This window comes from Frankia sp. CgMI4, assembly GCF_001756285.1.
GTDB lineage: Bacteria > Actinomycetota > Actinomycetes > Frankiales > Frankiaceae > Frankia > Frankia casuarinae.
In genome coordinates, this window is record NZ_MAQZ01000002.1 from 35,534 (window position 1) to 60,260 (window position 24,727).

Consider the following 24,727-nt stretch of genomic DNA (forward strand, 5'->3'; position numbering starts at 1 on the left):
CAGTCGAGCATTCAGCCGGACATCTGTGCCCGTTTGACATGGCGTCGTTATCCTGATGTGTCGACTGACGGAGGACTGATCGCCCGATTTCACTCCGGCCTTCACCGACCGTACCGACATGGAAGGCCGTTTCGATGTCGTACGAATCTGGACCTTACCGGGTATCGCCCAGGCTGCTGGCCCGGGAGGACTTCCGGGCGGCGTGCGCGACGCGGGACTTCCGCACGGTGTTCCGGCTGATGAAGAAGTACGACGGTGCCAGCCAGAATCGCATCGCATCTCCGGTGGAAGGGCTCAGCCAGAGCAGGGTCAGCCGGATCATGCAGGGCGAGGACCACATCGCCCGGCTCTCCCTGATCGAACGCATCACCGACGCGCTGCGCATCCCGGGCAGTTATTTCCACCTGGCCGCACGGCCGTGGGAGGCGGCACGGGACGTGCGCGAGCCGCCCGGGCCGCCAACGGTTCCGGCCGGATCCGGCCCGACGCCGGTAGCCCACGTCGCGACCCCCTCCGTCGACCCGGCCCCGGCCCCCGGCCCCGTCGTCGCCGAGAGCCCGGGCCGGCTCCCCCCCGGACCGGGGGGCCTGGTCGTCGAGGAGGACCGGGCCGAACTCCGCTACGACGACAGCATGTACGTCGCCCACCAGCGAAGACGTCTTCTCAACGCCGGCAGCGAACCGGTAACCCGGTATCTGATGCGGATATCGGTCGACCGGTTCCCGGGAGATCCGGAACGCTCCGCGCGGTTGTACCGATCCGATCCGCTGCGCTGGGAGGACCTCCAGCTCAGCGCGCACTGTGGCGGCGAGCAGATGGCCTGGCAGGTCAAGACCGACTGGGACGCGCTCAAGGAGGTCTGGCTGCTCTTCGAGAACAGCCGAGGACGATTTCCGCTCTATCCCGGCGAATCGGCGTGGATCAACTACAGCTACCAGGTAAGCAGGGAGAAGTGGGGGCCGTGGTTCCAGCGTGCCGTGCGGGTACCGACGAGTTTCCTCTCGGTGCGGCTGGACTTTCCGGCCGAGCTGGATCCCGTGGTCTGGGGCATGGAGACGTCGATGACCGCCGATGCCTTCCCGTTGCGGACCGCAGTCGCCCGCACCGACTCCGGCGACCGGCGGATCTTCACCTGGTCGACCACCGAGCCGCCGCTGCACGCCCGCTACCGRCTGGAATGGAACTTCCGGGCCACCGTGCCGGAACGTGATCCGGCCACGGAGACCGGAACACGTCCCAGCGATCAGATGGCGGCCGTCGGCATCGTGCAGGAGGGTGAGGCGATCCTGCGGCAGCCGGCCCGCCCGTTCGCTCTGCCCAACGAGGCCGAAGACGCGCGCCGGGTCGTCGCCGAACTGTCCTCCGCCCTCGAACGGGTGTCCGCCCTGCACACCTTCGGCAAGGGCCTGGGCATCGCCGCGCCGCAGGTCGGCATCAACCGCGCCGCGGCGATCGTGCGTACCGCGGGCGGCGACACGCTCACGCTGCTCAACCCCAGCGTCATCGAGACCTCCCGAGAGACCGACGAGCAGTACGAGGGCTGCCTGAGCTTCTTCGACGTCCGTGGCCTCGTCCCCCGGCCGCTGGAGCTGCACGTCGAACACACCGATATCGATGGCAACCGGCACATCACCGTCTATCGGCAGGGGCTGGCGCGGCTCGTCGCTCACGAGATCGATCACCTGCACGGTCAGCTCTACACGGATCGGATGCGGGCCGGAACCACACCGATCCCGGTGGAGCAGTACCGGGGTACCGGCTMGGCCTGGTCCTACAACCGCTGACCAACCCGAACGCACCCGCCCCGCGGGCGGCACGTCGGCATGCCGACGTGCCCACGTGCCGACGTGCCGACGGCGCAGCGCCGGGACCGGGTGTCCGACACGGACTGTTAGATCCGACATATGACATGGTTCCCTCGTGCCGTATAGTCCGGAAAGCAGGCGATAGGTGCGGGTCCGCCGGAACGTCGACACAGATTTTTTCGGAACCTGGTTAGAGACTGCCGGCAGCGGGTAGTGGAGGCTCGATCGCCACGCGGCGGAACAGATTCCCCACGCATCGCKTATTGTTTACCGTCAGCGTGACGACCCAGCCACGAACTGGGGATTTTCAGCCCACTGAACAACCTCTAGGATCGGGCGCGCACGCGGGCGCGAAACACCATTAAAAAGATCGGGACAAGTAAGTGGGGTGCACTGTGTGCATCCTCACGTACTCTTGTTTTTCCCGGGTCACTCTCAGCTATGTTCGTTGCCGTGCCGTCACCTGATGGCATGCGTCGGGCGGCACGCCGAATCCTGCCCCCGCTCGACGAGAATCAAACCTTTGGCAGGAGCGGGGGAACCAATTCCGGGCGCCGATAAAAGACGTCCTCGGGGTGAAGCCGCGATGCGCGGCCGGGCATTCCCAGCCCGAACCCGACAGCTCACCTCGCAKGCGTGGGGAAGGGCAACTCAATGTCCAACGCTCGTTCGCTCGCTCGTGGTCTCAACCGCATCAGGCTCGGTTCCCGGGCCTTGATCGCCGCCACCACTCTCGCGGCCTCGATCGGCGGTGGCCTCGCGCTGTCCCAACCGGCCAGCGCGTCGACGAACGCCGACCACTTCCTCTCCAAGGTGATCCCTTGTGAGTCCGGGGGGAACCCCCGCGCGGTCAACTCCATCGGCGCCGGCGGGTTGTTCCAGTTTCTGCCCAGCACCTGGCACGGGGTCGGCGGCAAGGGTCTGCCGCAGCACGCCAGCGTCGCCGAGCAGTGGCAGCGCGCCCGCATCCTGTACGCCCAGCAGGGGACGAGCCCCTGGTACGCCTCGAAGCCGTGCTGGGGTCACAAGATCTGAGCTGCCCGACTTCCCGCGCCAGCCTTCACCGTCCGCGCCCGGCCGGTACTGATCGGCGCGCGGTCAGCAGCCCCGTGTCCCGTCCGGGACACGGGGCTGCGCGCTACGTTTCCCGGTCACGGTTTCCCGGTCACGGCGACGTCGGCCAGCTCAACTTCCGCGGCCCCGCCCGGCGGAGACCCGGCGGACCCACCGATCGGCCGGCTCAGCCGATCCGACGGCGGCGGGCGATCTCGGCCAGCGTGATCCCGGCGGCCAMCCCCGCGTTGAGGGACTCCACCGCACCCGCCATGGGGATCCGGACCCTCACGTCGCAGCGCTGCTCGACCAGCCTGGACAACCCGCGTCCCTCGGAACCGATCACCAGGACGAGGGGGTYGGTCGCCATCGTGAGCTCGTCGATGCTCACTTCACTGTCCGCGGCCAGACCGACAACGAACTGGCCGCCCGCCGCGTAGGAGACGAGCGTGCGGGCGAGGTTGGTGGCGCGCGCCACCGGCAGCCGGGCGGCAGCCCCCGCCGAGGTCTTCCAGGCCGCGGCGGTCACGCCGGCGGCCCTACGCTCCGGAACGACGACGCCGTGGGCACCGAAGGCGGCGGCCGAGCGCACCACGGCCCCGAGGTTGCGAGGATCGGTGACCCCGTCCAACGCCACCAGCAGACCCGGAGGGGACGAGCGCGCGCGGGCGAGGAGATCATCCGGATGGGCATACCGGAACGGCGGTACCACGAGGGCGAGACCCTGATGCGGAGCGGTGCCACACATCCGGTCGAGATCCGTGCGGCCGACGTCGGCCACGGCGATCCCGGCCCGCCCGGCGAGCCGGCGGGCGTCGGCGAGCCGCTCGTCGAAGTCCAGCCCGCCGGCGATGAAAAGGGTCGACGACGGTACCCCGGCCCGCAGCGCCTCGACCACCGCGTTGCGCCCGACCACCAGCTCGTCGCCCTCGGTCCGCCGTGGGCGCCCGGCCCCCGCGGAACCCCCCACGGCGCTCGGCCCGGTGGTGGCCGCAGCTGCGACGGCGCGGCCACCATCCCCGCGCCGGCCGGCGGCCGCTCGACCCCGCTCGGCTCCGGCCGAGGCGGAACGGGCCGCCGCAGCCGCCGCCGCACGACGCTGGGCGGGATGGCCGGGGCGCAGCTGCGCGGGCGGAGTGGCCCCACGGCCCTCCAGCGCCTTGCGGCCGTGACCGCCGCTGCCCGTGGAGGCCCCCTTGCGGTGGGAACCGGCCTTGGCGGCCCGACCGCCCTGACCGCCGCGGGCGATCCCGCTGTCCCGGCGAGCGGCGCCGGCCATCAGGACCACCGACCAGTACACGCCCGGGGAATGACCATGTGACCACGGTATACGGCGGACGACACCGGCGTGTCGGGGCGCGCTCGGCGAGAGCTCGGCGGGARCTCGGCGGAGGAGCTCTGCCATGGGCATACCTCGACATGGCCGTTTCCGGGGACCCGGCGCCCTATCCTGAGGGCCGGCAGGCCCACGGCCCGACCTGATGTGGTCCGGCCGCTCCTCACCGGCGTCAGGAGGGTCAGGTGCGCATCGTTCTTCCACCCGCCGCCGGGTGGTCGCGGGCCGAAGACCGSTGGTKCCCCATGGCGAAGGCGGGGAGCCACCTGATCAACATCGACGATCTCGATGCCAGTCTCACCATGCTCGGCGGAGTGGAGGCCTACGGTACCGCGCTCGTCACGGCTGCCGGGCCGCGCGGCACGCCGTCGCGGGCGTTCGGCGGGTGTGCTCCCCGACCTGGCGGTGTCACCGCCGCGGCGGTGACATTCCTGGAGAATGCCCGGCATAGAACGTTGAGCGCCACCTCCCGGCCCGGCGGCCCAGGCGGACCCGGGGAGACGACGTGACGACGCGAGCGGAGGTGCGGGTCATGAGCGGCGGCCGCGTGACCACGCCGATCGGCAGGCCCGGGGTTCCCCGGGATGCGGGGGCCCTGCCACCATCCACCCCCGGCCTTTACGCTCTTTTAGGGTCGCCCGCCGACGATGGCGGGCGCGTCGGATCAGGTCGCCGGCACGGCGATTTACACCCTCGACGTGCCGTGGGGGAAGCTGGGAGAATACATCTCCATGAATGTGTGATGACCAGCTCGACGAGTGCGACCACTTCGGTCGATCATCGGGCGCGCGCCGTCGGTGTCCCGAGACGGCCACGGCGAGCATCGACGACCCGATCGTCAGGGGCAGGAGGCACCCAGCACATGGCTCTGCGCACACCGCCCGCATGYGTTCTCCCGGCTGTTTCCGGCCGCGTCCGATTTCTCCCGGCGGCATGACGGTGGACCTCAACCCGCATGACGACGCCCCCACGGTCGCCTACCAGATCACCGGGAGCGGGCCGTTCGAACTCGACGACGACCTGGGTCGCTGCCCGGTGTGCGCGGCACCGGTGTATGCCGACGACCGGTACTGCGAGGTCTGTGGTCACGGGCTGGAGGGTCCGCACCCCGGCCACGGCGACGCCGACCACAGCGAGGTCGACCTCGGCCAGCTCGCCGGCGTGTGCGACCGCGGCGTCCGGCACACCACCAACGAGGACGCCATGGGCCTGGCCGTCGTGTACGGCACGCTGATCGCGGTGGTGTGTGACGGCGTATCGACCACTCCGGGCTCCGGGCAGGCCTCGGCCGCCGCGGCGGCCGCGGCCATGGCCGTCCTCGCGGATGCGGTGCGTGCCCACGGCCCGGGGCGCCCCGTCCACCACGGCACCCGCCCGTCGCGCGGCGTCAGCCGGGCCGAGGAGATGCTCGACATCCTCGAACCGTCGTATGCCGACTACAAGAAGCCGCGAACATCGCCCCGCGCGGTTGTCGGCGGGTTCTCCCCGGAGGACGCCGAGGCCGCGCTGCACGCCGCCGTCGACGCGGCCCAGGCGACCATCGCCCAACTCAGCGCGGCCGAGGGGCGGATGGCGCCGTCGTGCACGTTCGCCGCGGCCATCGTCACCCCGCCGACCCCGGACGGGCCGGGCATGGTCACAGTCGGCTGGGTCGGCGACAGCCGGGTCTACCTGCTCGGTCCGCGCTGGTGCGAGCGGCTGACCGCCGACGACACCTGGGCGGCCGAGGCCGCGCGCGCGGGGCTCATCCCGGCCAACGAGGCCGAGACGCACCGGCGGGCGCACACCCTCACCCGCTGGCTGGGCGGCGACGTCGAGGACGTCGCGCCGCACACCGAGATGTTCCCGATCGAGGCGCCGGCCACGGTACTGGTTTGCAGCGACGGGCTGTGGAACTACGCGTCCCGGCCAGACGTGATGGCCGCGCTCGTCAACCAGCTCCCACCCCACTGCGAGGCCATCGACGTCGCCCGCCACCTCGTCGACTTCGCCATCAACTCCGGGGGACACGACAACATCACGGTGGTGGCCGCCCGGGTGGAGGACTGATGAGCGCCTTCGCCGCGGAGGTCTACCAGAACGAGTACCTTCCGGTACCGTACCGGCGCGTGGGGAATCGAGTCGCGCGACTACCATTTGAATGTCCAGGTGCCCGCCCGCGCGCTGGGAACCGAGGCGCTGGCGGCGCGGGTCAGCCTCGTCGTCGACGGCCGGGTGACGTCAAAGGCGCTGGTCCGAGCGGTTTGGACGGACGATGAGACCCAGTGGAGCCGGATCAACGACCCGGTCGCCCACTACACCGACCAGGCGGAACTCGCGGCCGCGGTGCYACGGGGTCTGGAGGCGCGTCGGGCCGACGACGAGGCGACTGCGACACTGTTGCTCGGACGCGGCGCTCAGCTGGCGCTCGCCTCCGGCAACGGAGACACCTACCGCCTCCTACAGAAGGTGGTTCACGTCGACAATGCCACAACAGGTACGGTTCGGTTGAAGAAGAACGTCAAGAAGATCGATGAGATCGATGAGATGGTCCTTGACACACGGTCGACGAGGACCCTCCGGGTGAACCGGTGATCAGGTGAGGGCACGATGCCCTACGGGGCACCTGTCTCACGACCCGACTACTGCGATCGGTGCGGAATTGGGATCATGAGTGGTCAGGAGAGGTACGAATACCGTCCGGAGGACGGCGGGCGAGCTCCCTACGGAGCAGATGCCCCCGGCCGCTCGGCTGACGGGAACCGCCGGCGTGGGCCAGCCGAGCAGACCGGCCCGGATGCGGACGGTCCAGATGGCTACGACCCGTTGGGCATCCGCCGTTCGCCAGCCGACCTGCCCGGGGTGACGGACCCGCCGCGCGGCGGCGACCCGCGCGGCGGCGACGCGTATGGCGGGTATGGCCGCGACGGCTACCCCGACCAGTCCCGGGGGGGCCGCGGTTATCAGGAGGACCCCTACGGCCCGCCCGGTGGCTATGATCGTGCCCCCTACCCACGCGGGCGTGACGAGCGGCCGGCCCCCGACGACCGGATCGACCACGGGCGCGATCCCTACGGCCGGGACTGGGGCACGCCGGAGAACCGTGGCGGTTACCCCGTCGGCCGCGACAGCCGCGAGGAGCGCGTCCCGGGCGGCTACCCCGACCTCGATCCCCGCGATCCCCGCGATCCCTACGACCGCGACCCCTACAGCCGCGGCCATGACGACCGGGCCGACCGCGGCGGCTACCCCACCGGCCGCGACAGCCGCGAGGAGCGCGTCCCGGGCGGCTACCCCGACCTCGATCCCCGCGATCCCCGCGATCCCTACGACCGCGACCCCTACAGCCGCGGCCATGACGACCGGGCCGACCGCGGCGGCTACCCCACCGGCCGCGACAGCCGGACGCCGGGTGGATATCCGGATCCGCGGGGCGACCTTGATCGCGAGTCGGACACGCACCGCCGGAGCCGGCGCGACGCCGAGTACGGCTACGGTGCGGACCCGCTGGGCATGGACGCCTCCGCCCCGCCCGCGCCAGCCGGCGACCGGGTCACCCAGAGCCGGGGCGGCAACCCGCGGCACACAACCGACCCGCGGCACACGACCGACCCGCGGCACGCTCGGCCCGGCGCCGACCCGCGGCTGAGTGATCCGCGACTGAGTGATCCGCGGCTGAGTGATCCGCGGCTGGGCGATCCGCGACTGGGCGATCCGCGACTGGGCGATCCGCGACTGGGCGATCCGGAACTCGGCGGCACCCGCGGCGGCCACGTCGACCCCCGTGACGCGGTCCTCGACGACCCGCGGGCCGGCGCCGGGCGTGGTGCCGGATGGGACCGGGACCGCGCGTCGGCGGGCAGCACCGTCTGGGAGGCCATCGTCGAGGCGGAGCGCGAGTACTACGACAGCGGCGACGACCACCGGGTCCCGTTCCCGACCTTCTACCCTCGTCGGGTCTTCGCCCTGGCCGGCTCTCAGATGCTCGTGGGACGGCGCAGCGAGTCCCGTGGCATCCATCCCGACATCGACCTGTCCGGAGCGCCGGAGGACCCAGGGATCTCCCGCAGCCACGCCCTGTTCGAACTGCTGCCCGACGGCGGTTACGCGGTCCGCGACCCGGGCTCCACCAACGGCACCCGACTGAACGACGAACCGGACCCCATCGAGCCCGGCCAGCCCGTTCCGCTTCGTGACGGGGACCGGGTCTACCTGGGCGCCTGGACGCGCATCACATTGCGCGCCCGCTGATCTACCAGGTCGCCTGCCGCTGTCCGGGGCGGCAGGCGACCCGCCGATCGGATCAGGCCAGATGCCAGCGCTGGCCCTCTGGAGTGTCCTCCACGATCAGGCCGGCGGCTGCCAGTCTCGACCGGATGGCGTCGGCTTCCGCGTAGTCCCGTCGGGCCCGGGCCGCGGACCTCAGATCCAGCACGACCTGCATCGCGCCGTCCAGCGCCGGCCTGAACTCGGCACCTGCGGTGGGCCACTGCTCATGCGGGTCGAGACCGAAGATGTTCAGCATCCGGCGGGTCACGTCCACCCACCCGGCCAGCTCCCGGCTGTGGGCCTTCGACAGCACCTGGTTTCCCTGACTCACCGCGCCGAACAGGGCCGCCAGCGCACGCCCGACGGCGAGATCATCGTCCATGGYGATGGTGAAATCGGACCAGGCCCGCCGCGGAGTGAGCCTCGACTCACCACCCGGCCCGGGAACCGGCACCGGCCGGGCTCCGGCCACCGTCGGCTGCGCCCCTGCCACCGACGAGACGACCTCGTCGGCCGYCAGTGCCGCCGCCTCCCCGGGCCCGCCGAGGATGTCCAACGCGTTGCGGACAAAGGTCTCCACCCGGTCGTGGGCCGCGGTGGATTCCGCCAGTGCCTCGGCGCTGTACTCGAGCGTGGACCGGTAGTGCGCGGAAAGCAGGTGATAACGCAGAACCTGCGGACGGACCGCGTCGAGGGCGTCGGCCACCAGGACGGAATTTCCCAACGACTTCGACATCTTCGTCCCGCCGGTCGTCAGCAGGCCGACGTGCATCCAGTAGCGCGCCATCTCGCCGCTACTGGGCTCGCCACCACCGGGCTCGCCACCACCGGGGCCGGGYGAATCGGCCGAAGCCGCGTTCGACGCCGGGCGGGCCGTGGCGGCGCAGACCGTCTGGGCCCGTTCGTTCTCGTGGTGCGGGAAAACCAGGTCGAGTCCGCCGCCGTGGATGTCGAAGACCGGGCCGAGGTATTTTCCGGCCATCGCAGAGCATTCCAGATGCCAGCCCGGCCGGCCGTCACCCCAGGGGGACGACCAGAACGGTTCACCGGGCCTGGCTGCCTTCCACAACGCGAAGTCGCGGGGGTCGGCCTTGCCGGGCTCGGCTTCCACGGACGGTTGCATCGCGTCGGGTCGCTGGTGGGACAGTGCTCCGTAGTCGGCGAACGCACCCACCCGGAACCAGACCGAACCGCCGCTGGCGTACGCGTAGCCCCCCTCCACGAGGGCCGACACCAGCGCGATCATCTCGGGGATGTGACCGGTGGCGCGCGGCTGGATCGTCGGGGGCAGGATCCCGAGAATGCGGTAGGCGTCGTCGAACGCGCGGGTCTGCCGGGTGGCGAGCTCCCAGACCGAGGTGCCGTCCCGATCCGCGTTGATGATGATTTTGTCGTCGATGTCGGTGACGTTCTGCACGAAGGTCACCGAACGGCCGGACTGCACCAGCCACCGGCGCAGCAGGTCGAAGGGCAGCGCCGTGCGGATGTGGCCCACGTGCGGGGCCGCCTGCACGGTGGGCCCACACACGTAGACGCCCACGTGACCGGGGCGTAGCGGCTCGAATGGMCGCACACGCCGCCTGCGCGTGTCGTAGAGGTGGAGACCCATCTGTCAAGGGTACGGYCCCCGCTCGATCGACGGGACCCAAGGGGAGGGTCAGCCGACCGTCAGTACCCGGTCCGCCACGACCCGGACGACCACCCTGACCTCATCCGGATCATCCCACCGGTACACGTCTCCGGTGTACTTCACCGACAGCCGGTCGATCAGTTCCCGGCCGCCCTCCTCGGTCAGGGTCGCGGTCCCGCGGACCTCGACGTAACCGTAGGGATCGCCCTGGTCGAGGAACATCAGTCCGACCCGCGGATCCCTTGCGATGTCGCGTTCCTTCGCACGTCCCCGCACCGTGGACAGCAGCAGTTCGTCCTCGTCGCGGTCCACCCACAGCACGGTCATCCGCGGCGAGCCGTCGGGCTGGATCGTCGCCAGAACGACGTAGGTCCGGGCGTCGGCAAGGGCCCTCACCGGCTCGGGAAGGCGGTCAGCCATCAGACTCCTCGGGGAGGGGCCAGGGTCGGCCCACCCTCTCATCTCCGCGCCGGCACGCAGTCAGTCGATGACAAAACGGCATATCACCGCCTGACGGGCCCGCCGTCAGGCGCGGATGACGAGCGCGGTCGCGATGGCGGCCAAGCCTTCGCCCCGCCCGGTGAGGCCGAGTCCGTCGGTGGTGGTGGCCGACAGGCTCACCGATGCGCCCAAGGCCACGGACATCGCCTTCTGCGCATCCTCGCGACGCCCGGCCATCCTGGGCCGGTTCCCGATGACCTGGACCGAGACGTTGCCGATCGCCCAACCGGCGGCACCGAGAAGCCGAGCCGTCTCAGCCAGCAGGACCGCGCCCGACGCACCCGCGTACTCCGGTCGGTCCGTGCCGAACACCCGACCCAGATCACCGAGGCACGAGGCGGTGAGAAGTGCGTCACAGGCCGCGTGTGCGGCGACGTCCCCGTCGGAGTGTCCGGCGAGCCCGGTCTCCCCCGGCCATTCCAGGCAGGCCACCCAGCACGGCCGGCCGGCGGCGAACGGATGCACATCGACCCCGACRCCGACCCGGGGCAGGATCACCGTGTTCACCAAGCTGGACGCGGGGGCCTGCCGGCTGATGGGCGCGGCGTCCACGACAGGCTCGTCCCACCGCGGGCCGCCGGTCATCCGCCACTCCGGGCGTCCGTGGACCGGGCACCCGCGAACTGAGGCTCCTCGGACCGGGCGTCCGCGGACCGGGCACCCGCGAACTGAGGCTCCGCGGACCGGGCCTCCGCGGACCGGGCGTCGTCCGCGRGGTCGCAGCGGGCGAGTAGCGCCTCGGCGAGCACGAGATCCGCCGGTCGAGTCACCTTGAATGCCTCCTGCGCGCCGGGAATGGTCGTCACCGGCACTCCCAGAGYCTCCACCAGGCCCGCATCGTCGGTCACAGCGATGTCCTCGAGCGCATACGCGGCGCTCAGCACGTCGCGGCGGAATCCCTGCGGGGTCTGCACGGCTCGCAAACCGTCCCGCGGCGGGGTACGCACCACCCGCCCGTCGGCGTCCACCTCCTTGACCGTGTCGGCCAGCGGCACGACGGGAATCACCGCGGGATGTCCGTCGAGCACCGCAGCCGCCACCGCGTCGACCAGCTCGGGGGGCGTCAGCGGCCGGGCGGCGTCGTGGACCAGTACCACGGAGACGTCGTCGTCCACGGCTCGCAGGGCGCGGCGGACCGAATCCACCCGCTCGGCGCCTCCGGCGATCACATACACGTCCCCGCCAAGCAACTGGGCCACGGCATCGACCAGCGTCGGTGGCGCCGCGACGACAATCTGCGTCACCAGCCTGGAGCGACGCAACGATTCCACCGTGCGCACCAGCATGGGCCTGCCCCCGAGGGCTCGCAGCGCCTTGGGAGTACCYCCCCCCAGCCGCTCACCCCGGCCGGCAGCCGGCACGATCGCCGCCACCCGGGGGCTCGCCACCGGCAACCGGTGACCTTCGCCCACCACAGGACCTCCCGTGTGCCATCCGCCACGAGGGCCTGGCCGATCCAGCCGGCTCGGCGCGAGCCGCCGGTGGGCGCAACACCGCCCACCACCGTCTCGACGCCCACTCAGCCGGAACCTGAGTCGRCAACGCGCTCGGGACGGCGGTCTCCCGGAAAGAGAATGCCTTTCCGGATTATCATGCCGTGCCGAATAGATCGCCTGTCGGCCGGACGAATTACGCCTGCGCCAACGAGCCTACGATCATCCGGCGAGAACCTCGTCGAGCATGGCCTCCGCCTTGTCCTCGTTGGTGCCCTCGGCGAGCGCAAGCTCGCTGACGAGGATTTGCCGGGCCTTGCTCAACATTCGCTTCTCGCCCGCGGAAAGACCGCGTTCGCGATCGCGTCGCCACAGGTCACGGACGACTTCAGCCACCTTGTTCACATCGCCGGAGGCGAGCTTCTCAAGATTTGCCTTGTACCGTCGTGACCAGTTGGTGGGCTCCTCGGTGTGCGGGGCGCGGAGCACCTCGAACACCCGTTCCAGCCCGTCCTGCCCGACGACGTCACGCACCCCGACCATGCCGACGTTGTCGGCCGGAACTCGGACAGTCAGATCGCCCTGAGCGACCTTCAGCACGAGATAGAGTTTTTCCTCGCCCTTGATGACGCGAGTTTCAATCGCGTCAATCAGAGCAGCACCATGATGYGGGTAAACAACGGTCTCGCCGACTTGGAACGCCATKTGTCACGTGCCCCTTCCGCCTCTACMAGCGTAACACGCACGCATCGCCGCAGGTCAGACGCACGCTGCAGGTACTCAAGACCAGCAACGCCAGGGTGAGGGACCCGGCGCCGCCTTCCGGCCACCCGCTCCGGAGGACGGACACCCAGGGACTACAGATCCGCCCAGCCACCCGTCAGATCGCCGCGCACCGACATCGAAGATGTCCTACCAGGTAAAATGGGTGACGATCCGGCGGATGTTGGCTGTACGTTGAGCGCGGGCCGCATGGCGAACCCCCGGCGCGGGCCGGCACGGGGTCCCGCCCGGGCCCCGGCCCACCCGATCCACCCGACCGGTCCCGCCGCGGCACACCGGACACATCGCGACACATCGCTATGTAACGGTCATCTCGTCATGAAAATGGGCTATCGCCACGGAACGGACGGCGCTCGCCGGGTCGCCCGACAGGTCGTGACTCCCCCCACGCCGTGATGCTGCCCACGTCCGGGGTCGCTCGGACCGATCGCCCAGGCCAGCCGGCCCGGATAGGGCGCCGAAATCCGGCCCGAGCGTGCTCCTGGGCCGGATCCGCGGGTCTCGTACCGCCCACAGCCGCCGCACGTGATGCCGGGGGATGGCTAGTGTTAGCCCCGCACGGGTGAGTCGGGAGACGGACCGTCTTAGACCGAATCATCCGGGCACCGGGGGTGACCCCTCCGCACCGGTTACGACGGCCGGCGGTGGAGGCGGCGCCACCGGTGGTCGCTCCCCGGGGCGACCGTCAACCAGCACCGGTGCGCACCCGAGGCACCGGTCTCGCGCAGGAGGAGCCACCGAGCTGTGAGCCGCCGTCTGGGTGCCCGTTTCACGTCAGCCACACCCGCCGTCGGCGGGGCGTCCGCCGCCCCGGAGTCGGGCCACGACGCCGGCCGACAGTCCACCTTCAGGCGGCGCATCGCCTCCCACCGGATCGGTGTCGCGCTCCTGGCCTCGGTGGTCGGGTCCGCTGGCCTGGCAAGCTGCGCTTCCGGCAACGACGCGGTGACAAACCTCGCCCGGACCACGACCAACAGCGTCTCGAGCGCCGTCGGCAGCATCACGCTACGCAATGTCTATGTGGCAGGCCCGCTGTCCCGGGGAGACTCCGCACAGATCGTCTCGGCGTTCTTCAACGCGGGCACCGAGCCTGACACCATCATCGGTGTGTCCTCCCCCCTGGCGGCGGGCGGCAGGGTCCCGAGCCCCGCCGAGCTGCCACCCGGTTCCGGAAAGATCTTCATTGCCGACGGCTCCGCGCCGACCCTGCAGAACGTCCAGCAGAACCTGTTGATCGGGTCCCAGGTGCCCGTCACCATCACCTTCGCCAAGGCCGGCAGCATCACCCTGGACGTCCCGGTAGAGCAGCCCGCGCCCGGCGCCTCGGCGGCTCCGGGCGCGGTCACCGGGACGCCGCGGGCAGGGCAGTCCGCCTCGCCGTCGGCCGGCGCCACGCCGGCCTCGACGGTCGGCACGACCTCGTCGACTGCCGCTTCCCGGGTCACGTCGGCCCCCGCCGCGAGCCCTGCGGCCGGCGCCACCACCGCGGGCTGACCCGCCGCTGGGCTGACCCGCCCAGCGGGATCCGGCCGGGGTATCCCCATTCGCGGGTACCCGACGCCCGGGAACCCATTCCGCGCGCCGCTGTCGCCGACATGTCGGACCAGCGGACTAACGTTGCGTCCATGGCATCCACTCGCCCGTCGGCCGGCGGTCGCCCGTCGAGTCGTGCGGCCTCAGGCGGGTTCCGGTGTAACAGCTGCGGCTCGGAGTCCGTGCGGTGGGCGGGACGATGCTCGCGCTGCCAGGAGTGGGGCACGCTGGAGGCCCAGGCCCCCGCCCCACGCCGGGGGGCCGGCCTGGTCGCGGGGGGTCGTTCCGCCTCGTCCGCCGCAGTGACGGCACCGGCTCTGCCGGTCATGTCCGTTGACGTGACCGCGACGCGGCGTCGTCCGACCGGGATCGACGAACTCGACCGCGTGCTGGGCGGCGGCCTCGTTCCCGGCGCCGTGATCCTGCTCGCCGGGGAACCGGGGGTCGGCAAGTCCACCCTATTACTGGAGGTCGCGGCCCGCAGCGCCGCCGCYGGTGCCCGCGCCCTGGTCGTCACCGGGGAGGAATCCGCGGCGCAGGTCAGGCTGCGGGCGGGTCGGACGGGTGCGCTGCACGAGGACCTGTGGATCGCCGCCGAGACGGACCTCGGCGCCGTCCTGCGTCACGTCGAGGAGGTCTCACCGGCCCTGCTGGTGGTCGATTCGGTGCAGACCATCTCCGCGGCCGGGGTGGACGGAGCCGCGGGCGGGGTCACCCAGGTCCGTGAGGTCACCGCGGCCCTRATCCGGACGGCCAAGGCGCTGGRACTCGTGACGGTGCTTGTCGGCCATGTCACGAAGGATGGCCTGGTCGCCGGACCACGCCTCCTGGAACATCTGGTCGACGTGGTGCTGCACTTCGAGGGCGAGCGGCACTCCGCACTGCGCCTGGTCCGCGCGGGCAAGAATCGGTACGGACCAGCCGACGAGGTCGGCTGTTTCGAGATGGACGATTCCGGTATCCATGGCATCGCCGACCCGAGCGGGCTGTTCCTGTCCCGGTCCAGCGGCGCGGGGCTGGAGGCGGTGCCGGGAACCTGTKTCACCGTAACGGTTGAGGGCCGACGGCCACTCGTCGCCGAGGTTCAGGCCCTGGTGGCGGAAACCTCGGCGCAGATCCCCCGGCGCGCCGTGTCCGGGCTCGATCCGGCCCGGGTGGCGATGATTCTCGCCGTGGTCGAGCGCCGGGCGAAGGTGCGCTTCGGCCGGGCCGACGTGTACGCCGCGACCGTCGGCGGGGTTCGGTTGGCCGAGCCCGCGGCGGACCTCGCGACGGCCTTGGCGATCGTCAGCGCGGCCAGGGACCGTCCGTTGCCGGCCGATCTCGTCGCCATCGGCGAGGTCGGCCTGGCCGGGGAGGTCCGCGCGGTGGGCTCGGTACGCCAACGGCTCGCCGCCGCGGCCCGGCTCGGCTTTCGCCGGGCGCTCGTTCCGGCGGACCCCGGCCCGGCTCCGGACGGCATGAAAGTCACCGAGGTACCCGACCTGATCGGCGCGATCAGCAAAATGCATGAAACATAGAAAGTGTGTATTTTTCTAACCATATCGGTACTTCACGATGAGGTGGACCCCACCGGCTCCCGTCGCCCCGATAGCATCACGACAGTGGTAATGGGAGACGGTGGGGGAAGCCAAGGAGCTGAGGGAGCCTGATGGCAGGACCACCCGGAGACGACATCTTCCGGGCGACACTGGCCGCGGTCGCGCCCGGAACCCCCTTTCGCGACGGCCTGGAACGCATCCTGCGCGGGCACACCGGCGCACTGATCGTCCTCGGCCACGACAAGGTCGTCGAGGGTCTGTGCACCGGCGGCTTCGAGCTCGACGTGGAGTTCTCGGCGACCCGGCTGCGCGAGCTGGCCAAGATGGACGGCGCGATCGTGCTGTCGTCCGACCTGCAGCGCATCGTCCGCGCGGCGGTGCATCTGGTGCCGGATCCGACGGTGCCGACAGAGGAGTCCGGCACGCGGCACCGAACCGCCGAGCGGGTCGCCAAGCAGGCCGAGTTCCCCGTCATCTCGGTCAGCCAGTCGATGCACATCATCGCGCTGTACGTCGCCGGGCGGCGGTACGTGCTGGACGACTCGGCCGCCATCCTGTCCCGGGCGAACCAGGCCCTGGCTACCCTCGAGCGTTACAAGCTGCGGCTAGACGAGGTCGCGGGCACCCTGTCCGCGCTGGAGATCGAGGACCTCGTCACGGTCCGCGACGCGATCTCGGTGAGCCAGCGGCTKGAGATGGTGCGCCGCATAGCCGACGAGATCGAAGGCTACGTCGTCGAACTCGGCACCGACGGCCGGCTGCTGTCCCTGCAGCTCGAGGAGCTGATGGCCGGGGTCGAGACCGAGCGTGAACTCACCGTCCGCGACTATCTGCCGATCGGGTCGAAGGCGGGGACGCCCGCGCAGGTCCTGGGTGAGCTGTCCGCGATGTCTCCGACCGACCTGCTCGATCTCACCGTCCTCGCCCGGGTGATCGGATTCTCCGGCGGGGCGGACATCCTGGACCGGCAGATCAGTCCACGCGGCTACCGCATGCTGGCGAAGGTGCCCCGGCTGCCACGGATGGTGGTCGACCGGCTCGTCGACCATTTCGGCACCCTGCAGAAACTGCTCGCCGCCGGGGTCGACGATCTGCAGGCCGTTGACGGCGTCGGGGAGACCCGCGCCCGAGCGGTCCGCGAGGGCCTCTCCCGGCTCGCCGAGTCAAGYATTCTCGAACGCTACGTATAGTAACGCTACACACGGTAATGCTACGTGTGGTAGCCGAAGGCGACGGGAGGCCGCCTGCCGCCTCCGGCCGGCCTGGTCGCCTGGCACGATGGCGGGAATGACCAGCCCAGCCAGCACAGCCAGCACAGCCGGCCCAGCCAGCCCAGCCGGAATCAGCAGCGCGTCCGGACCACTGGCCGATCTCGTCCTGGACTGGTTCGCCGTCTGTGGCCGAGACCTACCGTGGCGCCGTCCCCTGACGAGCCCCTGGGCAATCATGGTCAGCGAGGTGATGCTGCAGCAGACCCCGGTCAGCCGGGTGCTGCCGGTCTGGGAGGCGTGGCTGGACCGGTGGCCGACGCCCGCCGCGCTCGCCGCCGAGCCGGCCGGGGAGGCCGTCCGGGCGTGGGGCCGGTTGGGCTACCCCCGGCGCGCCCTGCGGCTGCACCAGGCGGCGACCGTCGTCGTCGAACGGCACGATGGCGAGATCCCCCAACACCTCGACGATCTCCTCGCGCTRCCCGGCATCGGGACGTACACCGCGCGGGCGGTTGCCGCCTTCGCCTTCCGCCAGCGTCATCCGGTCGTAGACGTCAACGTGCGCCGGCTGTTCGCCCGGGCCGTCGAGGGAAGAGCCGACCCGCCGGCCACGGTCAGCCGCCGCGACCTGGTCGAGATCGCGGAGCTGCTGCCGCCGGACACCGAGACGGCCGCCCGGGCCAGCGCCGCGTTCATGGAGCTCGGCGCGCTGGTCTGCGTTGCCCGGGCGCCTCGCTGCGCCGCCTGCCCCCTGCTGGGACGGTGTGCGTGGGTGTCCGCGGGCAGCCCGCCGAGCGCGGGACCCGCACGCCGGCCCCAGGGGTACGCCGGCACCGACCGCCAGGTCCGCGGCCGGCTGCTCGCCGTCCTGCGTGACGCCAGTCCGGCGGTGGGTCAGGAGATCCTTGACCAGGTCTGGGACGATCCGGTGCAGCGGACCCGCGCCCTCGCCGGGCTGATCGACGACGGTCTCGTGGTACGGGTGGCGCCGGGCGTCTACGCGCTGCCCAGCTGACGTCCCTGCGGAAGGGCTCAACCCGGATCGGGAACGGCGCGGAAGCGGTAGCCGACCCCGCGGATGCTCTCGATGACCGTCGGCTGGCCGGYCGTCTCGCCCAGCCGCCGCCRCAGCCGCCGCACGTGCACGGCGAGCGTGTTCGTCTCCGTCTGCGCCGAACCCCAGACCTCCCGCAGCAGCGTCTCGCGCGGGACGACCCGGCCCGCCTGTTCCAGGAGCAGCGCGAGCAGCCGGAACTCCCGCGGCGGGACCGGTACCACGGCCCCGTCGAGGCGGACCTCGTGTGCCGCGCGGTCCAGCTGCACCCGTCCGCCGCGCAGCACCTCCGGCTCGCGCATCCGAGGCGGATACGTTCCGGCCCGTCCGATTCCGATGAACCCCACCATCGCGAGGACCTYGGGAACCCGGTACGGCTTGCCGACGCAGGCGCTGGCCCCCGCGTCGAGTCCGGCGGCGGCTCGCGGCCGGTCATCGGGGCCGACCGCGAGGAGAATCGGCACGTCGTCGTGACCGGGCACGCTACGCAMCGTCCGCACGACGGTCACCCCGTCCACCACGGGCAGCCGGGCACTGATCAGCAGCGCGGCCGGATGTCGCAGACCGATCTCCAACAGGGCCAGCGCCCCGTCGGCCACCACGCTGACCTCGACACCGTTCTCGACGAAGGCGTCGAGCATGCCGTCGTCGACGTCCTCGTCCGCGATCAACAGCGCCGGGCAGCTCCCCGGCCCGGTGCCCGTCGTCCGTCTCCGCGGCCCACCGGACGGGCCGCGGTACCGACGTCCGTCGGCTGACGGGTCTACCGCCGCGACCGCCGGGCCTACCGAAACCGCCGGGTCCTCGTCTGCCGAGCCACGGTCTTGCCCCCCCGGTTGACCGGCCCCACGCGGTACCGGGAGCATCCGCGCGTCCTGTCCGCCAATCCCGCCGGCCGTCAGCCGAACCGTCCGGAGATGTAGTCCTCGGTCCGCTTTTCCTTGGGGTTGCTGAAGATCTGCGAGGTCTTGTCGTACTCGACGAGGCGGCCGGGGTCGCCGGTCTTCTCCAACGAGAAGAAGGCGGTCGAGTCGCTGACCCGCGACGCCTGCTGCATGTTGTGGGTGACGATGACGATGGTGAAGCTCGACTTCAACTTCGCGATCAGATCCTCGATCGCAAGAGTGGAGATCGGGTCGAGCGCGGAGCACGGCTCGTCCATCAGCAGGACCTGCGGCTCCACCGCGATCGCCCGGGCAATGCAGAGCCGCTGCTGCTGCCCGCCGGACAGGCCCGCGCCCGGCCGGCCCAGCCGGTCCTTGACCTCCTCCCAGAGGTTCGCGCCCCGCAGTGACTCCTCGACCCGCTCGTCGAGGAGCGCCTTCTTGCGGACCCCGTTCAGCTTGAGCCCGGCGATGACGTTCTCGTAGATGGACATGGTCGGGAACGGGTTCGGTCGCTGGAAGACCATCCCGACGGTGCGGCGGACGGCCACCGGGTCCATCCCGGGCCCGTACAGATCCTCACCGTCGAGGAGTACCTGCCCCTCGACCCGGGCCCCCGGAAGCACCTCGTGCATCCGGTTGAGCGTGCGCAGCACCGTCGACTTTCCGCATCCGGACGGCCCGATGAATGCGGTGACGTTCTTCGGCTCGATGGTCAGGTTCACGTCGGCTACGGCTTTGAACTTCCCATAGTACGCYGTCAGCCCGGAAACGTCGATGCGGGTGGCCATGGCTACCTCGACTCACGATCTTCCTGGATGCTGTTTCAGATGATCGGATCAGATGGGATGGGATGGGATGGGATGGGATAGGACGTGAGAATGGAATAGGGCGTGATCTGTGCCATGCCGCCGTCCCGAGCCAGGGTCATCACAGCCGCGAGCGTCCGGCGATCAGACGAGCGATGAAGTTGAGCAGCATGATGATGACGATGAGTACCAGGGCGGCGGCCCAGGCCCGGTCCACCGCCGCCTGCTGCGGCTGGCCGGCCTGCGAGTAGATGTACAGCGGCAGTGCGGACTGCTCCCCGGAGAACGGGTTGGCGTTGATGAGGTTCGTGCCGAAGACGGTCAGCAGCAGCGGCGCGGTCTCGCCGGCAACGCGGGCGACCGCGAGCATGACGCCGGTCACGATCCCGGGCAACGCGGTGGGGACGACCACCTTGAGGATGGTCCGCCAACGCGCCACCCCGAGGGCGTAGCTGGCCTCCCGCAGCTCGTCCGGAACGAGCTTCAGCATTTCCTCGGCGGAGCGCACCACGATCGGAATCATGAGCACCGTGAGGGCCAGGGCACCCGCGAATCCGGAGAAGCCCTGGTGAAGGGCGAGGATCCAGAACGCCAGGATGAACAGACCCGCGATGATCGAGGGAAGACCGGTGAGCACGTCGACAAAGAAACTGATCACCCGGCTGACCCGGCCGCGGCCATATTCCACCAGGTAGATGGCCACCAGCAGACCGAACGGCACGGCCAGCAGGCTCRCCAACGCGACCTGCTCCACTGTGCCGATGATCGCGTGGTAGATGCCACCGCCGACGTCACGGGCACCGATGCCGTTCATCGAGTGAGTGAAGAATCCGGGGCGCAGCCGCCTCGCACCCTTCTCGATCACATTCACGAGCACCGCGAGCAGGGGGATGACCGCTAGCAGGAAGGCGGCGTAGACCAGGTTCGTCGCGAACCGGTCCCGGGCCCGGCGGGCGCCCTCGACCAGCGTCGAGGCCACGGTCATCGCGAGGATGAAGAAGACGGCGACCAGCAGGAGGAACTGGATCCTGCTGGAGATCGAGGTCACCAGATAGATCAGGACCGTCAGGACGACGGCACCGGCAGCGGCGGCGAGCGGTACCCAGCGGGGCAGGACCCGGCCCCGCAGCTGCAGCCGGTCCTCACCGCCCGCGACGGCGCTGCCGGGAACGGTCGCGGTTTTCATGCGGCACTCCCCAAGAACTCACGCCGCCGCGCGATGATGGCGCGAGCGATGATGTTGACCAGCATGGTGACGATGAAGAGCACGAGACCGGACGCGATAAGCGCACCGCGGCCGATGTCGTTGGCCTCGCCCCATCCGTTCGCCACGTTCGCGGCGATGGTGTTACCGGCCGGCGCGAGGATCTGCCAGGAGATGTTGAAYGACGCCGGCAGGACCAGGGCAACCGCGATGGTCTCGCCCATCGCCCGCCCGAGGCCCAGCATCGAGGCGCTGATGACGCCCGGCTTGCCGTAGGGCAGGACGGCGGTTCTGATCATCTCCCAGCGGGTCGCGCCCAGCRCCATCGCCGCCTCCCGATGCGCACTGGGCACCTGCAGGAACACCTCGCGGGACAGCGCGGCGACGATCGGCAGAATCATGATCGCGAGGACGACACTGGCAACGAAGATCGACCGACCGACCCCGCGATCGGTCTCGAACAGCGGAATCCACCCGAAGTAGTCGGTCAGCCAGCTCTGGATGCCCTTCATGTGCGGCGCGAGCACGAGCAGTCCCCACAGGCCGTAGACGACGCTCGGCACGGCCGCCAGCAGATCGACGATGTAGCCGAGGGCGGAGGCCATCCGGCGCGGCGCGTACACCGTGATGAACAGAGCGATACCCACCGCGACCGGAACAGCGATAATCATTGCGATGGCAGCGGTGATCATCGTGCCGAACAGCAGTGCGGCGATGCCGAAAACCGGCGGCGTGGCGTTGGGGAACCACTCCTCCGTGGTGAAGAAGTTCCCGGTATTGGCGCCGAGGGCATCGGTGGCGCGCAATACCAGGAAGGCCGCGATCGCGGCGATCAGTACCAGCAGCCCGACCCCGGCCGTGCGGGTGGCATTCTTGAAGATCAGGTCAGCGACGCCGACCTTGGCCTTGCCTGTCGAGGTGTCCRCCAGCCCGCCGGCCGGCCGGTCACCTCCCGATGGGGCCGTCGCCGAAGCGGCACCCCGAGACTCGGCGTCCGCCGAGCTGTCCGGCTCCGTCGTCATGGGTCCTCTTCCCCTGGTGCTCCGAACTCGACTTCCCGCTCGTGAAATGCCCTGGCCGTCACCGTCTTGGCTGGTCTGGTGCTGCTGGTCTGGTGCTGCTGGTCTGGTCTGAATGCGCTGGCCGTTCCCGGCTGCTCTCACCGTCGTCGTCAACGAACGACGGGCCCGCGATGGRGCTGTTCACCCCACCGCGGGCACCGGCTAGTCCGATCGGAGCTGCGTCAGATCGACGTCAGGACAGCTTGTCAACCACCGYGCGGACCCGAGTCGCTACCGAGTCCGGCAGCGGCGCGTAACCAAGGTCGGCGATCGAGGACTGGCCCGCGTCCGACGCGGTGTAAGTCAGGAAGGACTTGACCAGCTTGGCCTGGTCGGCCGGGAGACCCGTGGTGCAGGCGATCTCGTAGGTGACCAAGTAGATCGGGTAGGCCCCMTTGGTCGCCGCGGTGTAGTCGAAGGTGAGCTTCAGATCGTCACCGCTGGCAACCTTCGCGGTGCTCAGGCCGAGGGAGGCACCATCCGTGCTCGCCTTGACGTACTCTCCGGCACCGTTCTTGACCGCGACCGTGGACAGCCCGGCGTTCTCCGCGTAGGAGAGCTCCGTATAACCGATCGAGTTCTCGGTGGACTTCACGGTCGCAGTCACCCCGTCGCTGCCCTTGGCACCCTGGCCGCCCGGGGCCTTCCAGTCCGAGCCGGAGTCGAAGGTCCAAGCGGCGCCGGCCGCGCCCTTCAGGAACTTGGTGAAGTTGTCGGTGGTGCCGGAACCGTCGGACCGGTGMACCGAGGCAATCGGCGCGTCAGGCAGAGTAACCCCGCTGTTCTCCGCGGTGATCGCCGGGTCGTTCCACTTGGTGATGGCGCCGGAGAAGATCTTSGCTATCGTCGGGGCAGACAGCTGGAGCTTGTCGACACCCGAGAGGTGGTATATAAGCGCCACCGGGCCGACCACCATCGGCAGGTCGACAGCCGTACCGGGGGTACAGCGCTTGTCCGCGTCGGTCTTCTGCTGGTCCTTCAGCGCCGAGTCGGAACCGGCGAAGGAAACCTGCTTGGCGACGAACTGCTGCCGACCGGTCGAGGACCCCGTCGACTGATAGTTGATCTTTGCTCCGTCGCAGGCGTTCTGGTACGCCTTGACCCATTCGTCCATCGCGTTCTTCTGCGCGGAGGAACCCGATCCGGTAATGGAGCCCTTCTCGCAGGCGATCGCGCTCGCCCCGTTCGACGGCTTCGCCGCGGTGCCGCCGGAGTCACTGTTGTCGTCGGTGCCACACGCCGCCACAGTGAGCAGTGCCACCATTGCAGCCCCGATGGCGGCCTGACGCTTGCCTCGGTTCACGAGCAGCCCTTCGTTCTCGCGCGCTACGGCGCCGAATCGTCCGCCCCCTGGACTGGGGCGCCGACGAGAATCGAAGCCACCTCGAATGAACGCAAGGTGAACGTCCGCGAACGCGGACCCATCACCAACCGGAACACATCCATATCACCGGCTTCGCGGTTGGTTAGCCAGCCAATGGCCAATCCGATCATGACTGTGCGCATCAAATGATCGGCAGATAGTCACTCTCGCCCATCGTCCCGAACATCACGCCACGCCCGGAACACCGTGGACAAGTGACCCTCGGTCACGGACGGGAGCGTTACGAGAACGGATGGAAGCGGACAAGAACGGACGGGAGCCTAATGAGAACGGACAGGAACAGGCGAGAGTCCGACAGGAAGAACGCCGAGCCGCCCGGAACTTGATCATTCACGGTCATCGAGCGGCATCGTCGCTGTCAACCTTCCGACGCAGCAAGCATCGAAAGTTCACCGACGCGCGTCATGTCCGGCCCGGGGGGCCGCGCCCTGCGACGCAGTGGGACGGAGCCGGCGAAGCGGCCAACCCGCGCGCCGCGCTACGCAGCTGATCAGGACCTTCGTCCTCTGTTACCAGACGTCCACTCTGAGCACAGATCGCCGGTAGCCAACCCCGCGTTCTCGTGCTTTGCTGTAAAGCAACATCGATGTGGCTGACAGCATCAACGGCGTAGCCGAAGCAACGGCGTAGCCGAAGAGCACCACGACCCGTCCGTTCCACCCGACCAGTCCACCCGACCAGCGCATCCGCCTGCGCCCGCCCACCGGGAGCCGTCCCGCCCGGCGATGAAGCGCGCCACGGCCAGCCACCGCCGCGTGGCGGGACGACGATGTCCCGTCACGCGGCGGATCGGCGGGGTCCGGCAAGCCGCAGACCGCATGGCGCGGGGCCCGCGGGTACCGCCGCGTCCGGTTGGCCGGACGACCCGGGGCCGGCGCTGCGCACCCCGTGCCGGCGGCACCAACCAGACGCGGCACGACATGCGACACGACAACGGAGGACGACCAGAACATGAACACCGTCGATAACGACGATCTTCTACCAGAACCCCGTCCGGTCATCGGGGGACGGCCACGGTCACTGGCCGAGGTGGTCACCGTCAACGATGGCTTACTCGTCCAACACGAGCTGCTCCTCGCCCCGGGAGCCACCGCTGCCGACCTGACCACCGCGATGATCCTCGTCCCCCCCACGGCCGCGCTGGTCAGCCATCACGGCGACGTGGACGTCTCACTGGTATTCCAGGAGGTTTCGCGGGATGCTCGGCGCGGGGTCGACGGGCAGCCAGTCGGACGCGGCGGCGATCCGGGCCGGACCTGA

At 70.2% G+C, this 24,727-nt stretch carries 21 protein-coding genes, 1 pseudogene and 1 riboswitch; of the genes and pseudogenes, 11 read left to right on the forward strand and 11 right to left on the reverse strand.

All coding sequences use genetic code 11. The annotated features are described in order from the left end of the window. Nucleotides 1-134: 134 nt before the first annotated feature. Together Manayef4_RS00175 and Manayef4_RS00180 are read left to right on the forward strand one after the other, a co-directional pair. Nucleotides 135-1,784 (forward strand): peptide deformylase, encoded by a 1,650-nt coding sequence (locus Manayef4_RS00175; protein ID WP_070130220.1) that lies wholly within the window; start codon nt 135-137, stop codon nt 1,782-1,784. Nucleotides 1,785-2,281: 497 nt separating this feature from the next. Then, a riboswitch (cyclic di-AMP (ydaO/yuaA leader) is annotated at nt 2,282-2,457 on the forward strand. Nucleotides 2,458-2,459: 2 nt separating this feature from the next. Continuing rightward, nucleotides 2,460-2,840, forward strand: a complete 381-nt coding sequence (locus Manayef4_RS00180) for a transglycosylase family protein (RefSeq protein ID WP_011438600.1) — start codon at nt 2,460-2,462, stop codon at nt 2,838-2,840. A gap of 205 nt (nt 2,841-3,045) precedes the next feature. On the opposite strand, the gene rlmB is transcribed toward Manayef4_RS00180, so the two are convergent. After that, the gene (gene rlmB, locus Manayef4_RS00185) at nt 3,046-4,137 is read right to left on the reverse strand and encodes a 23S rRNA (guanosine(2251)-2'-O)-methyltransferase RlmB (protein WP_070130320.1); all 1,092 of its coding nucleotides are present in this window, start codon (nt 4,135-4,137) and stop codon (nt 3,046-3,048) included. Nucleotides 4,138-4,439: 302 nt separating this feature from the next. Here rlmB and Manayef4_RS00190 point away from each other — a divergent pair, with 302 nt between their 5' ends. The 4 genes and pseudogenes from Manayef4_RS00190 to Manayef4_RS00205 all read left to right on the forward strand — a co-directional run bounded on the left by Manayef4_RS00190 (nt 4,440) and on the right by Manayef4_RS00205 (nt 8,424). Then, complete coding sequence (locus tag Manayef4_RS00190) at nt 4,440-4,703, forward strand: hypothetical protein (protein WP_043591396.1); 264 nt, start codon at nt 4,440-4,442, stop codon at nt 4,701-4,703. Between the two features lie 424 nt (nt 4,704-5,127). Further along, entirely contained in the window at nt 5,128-6,243 is a 1,116-nt protein-coding gene (locus Manayef4_RS00195; protein ID WP_023840700.1) for a PP2C family serine/threonine-protein phosphatase, read from the forward strand. A 45-nt stretch (nt 6,244-6,288) separates the two neighbouring features. Further along, nucleotides 6,289-6,768: pseudogene (locus tag Manayef4_RS00200) on the forward strand (hypothetical protein); the annotation flags it as partial. A 75-nt stretch (nt 6,769-6,843) separates the two neighbouring features. Further along, nucleotides 6,844-8,424: an FHA domain-containing protein gene (locus tag Manayef4_RS00205; RefSeq protein WP_254665384.1), complete on the forward strand. Its 1,581-nt coding sequence runs from the start codon at nt 6,844-6,846 to the stop codon at nt 8,422-8,424. 52 nt (nt 8,425-8,476) lie between these two features. Here Manayef4_RS00205 and Manayef4_RS00210 read toward each other — a convergent pair whose 3' ends face one another. The 5 genes from Manayef4_RS00210 to Manayef4_RS00230 form a co-directional block, all read right to left on the reverse strand. Next, nucleotides 8,477-10,051: a cysteine--tRNA ligase gene (locus tag Manayef4_RS00210; protein WP_070130223.1), complete on the reverse strand. Its 1,575-nt coding sequence runs from the start codon at nt 10,049-10,051 to the stop codon at nt 8,477-8,479. 48 nt (nt 10,052-10,099) lie between these two features. Next, nucleotides 10,100-10,492 carry a PPOX class F420-dependent oxidoreductase gene (locus Manayef4_RS00215; protein ID WP_011438607.1) on the reverse strand — a complete coding sequence of 131 codons (393 nt, stop codon included), beginning with the start codon at nt 10,490-10,492 and terminating at the stop codon, nt 10,100-10,102. 105 nt (nt 10,493-10,597) lie between these two features. Continuing rightward, nucleotides 10,598-11,080, reverse strand: coding sequence for a 2-C-methyl-D-erythritol 2,4-cyclodiphosphate synthase (ispF, locus tag Manayef4_RS00220; protein ID WP_035729408.1), 483 nt, complete (start codon nt 11,078-11,080; stop codon nt 10,598-10,600). A gap of 74 nt (nt 11,081-11,154) precedes the next feature. Then, the gene (ispD, locus tag Manayef4_RS00225; RefSeq protein WP_349257415.1) at nt 11,155-11,961 is read right to left on the reverse strand and encodes a 2-C-methyl-D-erythritol 4-phosphate cytidylyltransferase; all 807 of its coding nucleotides are present in this window, start codon (nt 11,959-11,961) and stop codon (nt 11,155-11,157) included. Between the two features lie 267 nt (nt 11,962-12,228). Next, nucleotides 12,229-12,711 carry a CarD family transcriptional regulator gene (locus Manayef4_RS00230; protein ID WP_006545253.1) on the reverse strand — a complete coding sequence of 161 codons (483 nt, stop codon included), beginning with the start codon at nt 12,709-12,711 and terminating at the stop codon, nt 12,229-12,231. A gap of 822 nt (nt 12,712-13,533) precedes the next feature. Between Manayef4_RS00230 and Manayef4_RS00235 the strand changes: the two genes are divergently transcribed. The 4 genes from Manayef4_RS00235 to Manayef4_RS00250 all read left to right on the forward strand — a co-directional run bounded on the left by Manayef4_RS00235 (nt 13,534) and on the right by Manayef4_RS00250 (nt 18,086). Further along, nucleotides 13,534-14,283: a hypothetical protein gene (locus Manayef4_RS00235; RefSeq protein WP_011438611.1), complete on the forward strand. Its 750-nt coding sequence runs from the start codon at nt 13,534-13,536 to the stop codon at nt 14,281-14,283. A gap of 101 nt (nt 14,284-14,384) precedes the next feature. Next, complete coding sequence (gene radA, locus Manayef4_RS00240; protein ID WP_070130224.1) at nt 14,385-15,842, forward strand: DNA repair protein RadA; 1,458 nt, start codon at nt 14,385-14,387, stop codon at nt 15,840-15,842. A gap of 131 nt (nt 15,843-15,973) precedes the next feature. Beyond that, a complete protein-coding gene (disA, locus tag Manayef4_RS00245) occupies nt 15,974-17,053 on the forward strand; it encodes a DNA integrity scanning diadenylate cyclase DisA (RefSeq protein WP_070130225.1) in 1,080 nt (359 codons plus the stop codon). A gap of 88 nt (nt 17,054-17,141) precedes the next feature. Next, nucleotides 17,142-18,086 (forward strand): A/G-specific adenine glycosylase, encoded by a 945-nt coding sequence (locus tag Manayef4_RS00250; RefSeq protein ID WP_035729203.1) that lies wholly within the window; start codon nt 17,142-17,144, stop codon nt 18,084-18,086. Nucleotides 18,087-18,103: 17 nt separating this feature from the next. On the opposite strand, the gene Manayef4_RS00255 is transcribed toward Manayef4_RS00250, so the two are convergent. The 5 genes from Manayef4_RS00255 to pstS form a co-directional block, all read right to left on the reverse strand. Continuing rightward, nucleotides 18,104-18,796, reverse strand: coding sequence for a response regulator transcription factor (locus Manayef4_RS00255; RefSeq protein WP_349257414.1), 693 nt, complete (start codon nt 18,794-18,796; stop codon nt 18,104-18,106). Between the two features lie 227 nt (nt 18,797-19,023). After that, a complete protein-coding gene (gene pstB / locus Manayef4_RS00260; RefSeq protein ID WP_011438616.1) occupies nt 19,024-19,800 on the reverse strand; it encodes a phosphate ABC transporter ATP-binding protein PstB in 777 nt (258 codons plus the stop codon). Nucleotides 19,801-19,939: 139 nt separating this feature from the next. Further along, the gene (pstA, locus tag Manayef4_RS00265; protein WP_070130226.1) at nt 19,940-21,004 is read right to left on the reverse strand and encodes a phosphate ABC transporter permease PstA; all 1,065 of its coding nucleotides are present in this window, start codon (nt 21,002-21,004) and stop codon (nt 19,940-19,942) included. Continuing rightward, nucleotides 21,001-22,044, reverse strand: coding sequence for a phosphate ABC transporter permease subunit PstC (pstC, locus tag Manayef4_RS00270; protein ID WP_070130227.1), 1,044 nt, complete (start codon nt 22,042-22,044; stop codon nt 21,001-21,003). The genes pstA and pstC overlap by 4 nt, the downstream gene beginning before the upstream one ends. A gap of 232 nt (nt 22,045-22,276) precedes the next feature. Then, nucleotides 22,277-23,386, reverse strand: coding sequence for a phosphate ABC transporter substrate-binding protein PstS (gene pstS, locus Manayef4_RS00275; RefSeq protein WP_139139937.1), 1,110 nt, complete (start codon nt 23,384-23,386; stop codon nt 22,277-22,279). Between the two features lie 1,032 nt (nt 23,387-24,418). On the opposite strand from pstS, the gene Manayef4_RS00280 reads away from it, so the two are divergent. Continuing rightward, nucleotides 24,419-24,727 carry a hypothetical protein gene (locus Manayef4_RS00280; protein ID WP_023840709.1) on the forward strand — a complete coding sequence of 103 codons (309 nt, stop codon included), beginning with the start codon at nt 24,419-24,421 and terminating at the stop codon, nt 24,725-24,727.